Source organism: Vibrio qingdaonensis, from assembly GCF_026191675.1.
Classification (GTDB): domain Bacteria; phylum Pseudomonadota; class Gammaproteobacteria; order Enterobacterales; family Vibrionaceae; genus Vibrio; species Vibrio qingdaonensis.
In genome coordinates, this window is sequence record NZ_JAKRRY010000122.1 from 1 (window position 1) to 1,151 (window position 1,151).

General features: G+C 42.3%; 2 protein-coding genes. Both read left to right on the plus strand.

Translation table 11 applies throughout. The features are described from left to right. Positions 1-221 (plus strand): hypothetical protein (locus MD535_RS25585; RefSeq protein ID WP_265678101.1); only part of this gene is annotated, 221 nt, incomplete at its 5' end. A 316-nt stretch (positions 222-537) separates the two neighbouring features. After that, positions 538-1,151, plus strand: a 614-nt coding sequence (locus tag MD535_RS25590; RefSeq protein WP_265678102.1) for an IS110 family transposase, incomplete at its 3' end; no start/stop codon positions are given.

The following is a 1,151-nucleotide window of genomic DNA, read 5'->3' on the forward strand; positions in this document are numbered from 1 at the left end:
GTGACATATTTCGATTAATGCGAGTTGGCGCGAAAAAGAACCCACCGAAGTCACTGAAAAACGGGTTGAGGAAGATGTCATTTCCGTTGCTCACGGACGGACACAAAAAGCAGTGCCGCGAAACCTCGATTGCTAAAGCGAATGACTCTTTAGCGCTGCCACCGGAAAGAAAGTTAAGCAATGAGGCTTGTCACTGCATAGCCAAAGAGACAATGATTTGACCACTAAATTTCTAAGTGCAACTAACGCCGCATTAAGGTGTGAGCAGCGCTTGGCTATACTTGAGCGAAGCGAAACTGCCAAGCGTTGCGAATCACTCTTAAATGCTTTGTATGGATAATAACTCATGAAATCGGGTAACGTGAGACCCTAGCTTTAGCCGCAACTAAAGCTCTTTATACAGTAGATCGTTTAAACGCTGGCTCCTCCATTGAGAGACCGATAACAAACATGATCGCTGTCTAAAGCTCCAAGCACTAACCTCGAATACTCGACTGGGACTTGAGCCCGTATTACGCAAGCATGAGTTAGCTTATTATGAATCCTACTGCACTTCAAAACATAAATATCGGCGTTGATGTTGGTAAGTCACAATTAGACATTCACATCCGCCCATTAGACCTATTTTTTACTGTCGAAAACAATGATAAAGGAATAAAAGAGGCAATTAAAACTATTGCGAAGCACCAGCCAAAACGCATCGTTGTTGAAGCAACAGGTCGTCTTGAAATGCCATTTATCATGGCATGCTCTGAGGCGAATCTTCCTTTTGTTATAGCCAATCCTTTACACATAAAACGCTTTGCTGGTGCCATTGGCAGGCGCGCTAAAAATGACAGACTGGACTCAGAGCTAATCGCTCATTATGCCGAAGCTATACAACCAAAACTAACGGAGCTAAAAGCAGAAAACATCCGACTTATGAGTGACTTAGTCATCAGAAGAAACCAACTTCTCTCAATGCAAACGATGGAAAAAAATCGTATCCAAATCCTACCTAAAGAGATGCATTCCACCATCAAACCTATCTTAACCGCAATGAAAAACCAGATTGATAAGATAGAAAAGAAGCTCATTAAATTAATCGATACTTGCCCTGAATACCATGCCAAGAACACCCTACTTCAAAGTGTTCCAGGAATAGGACATAG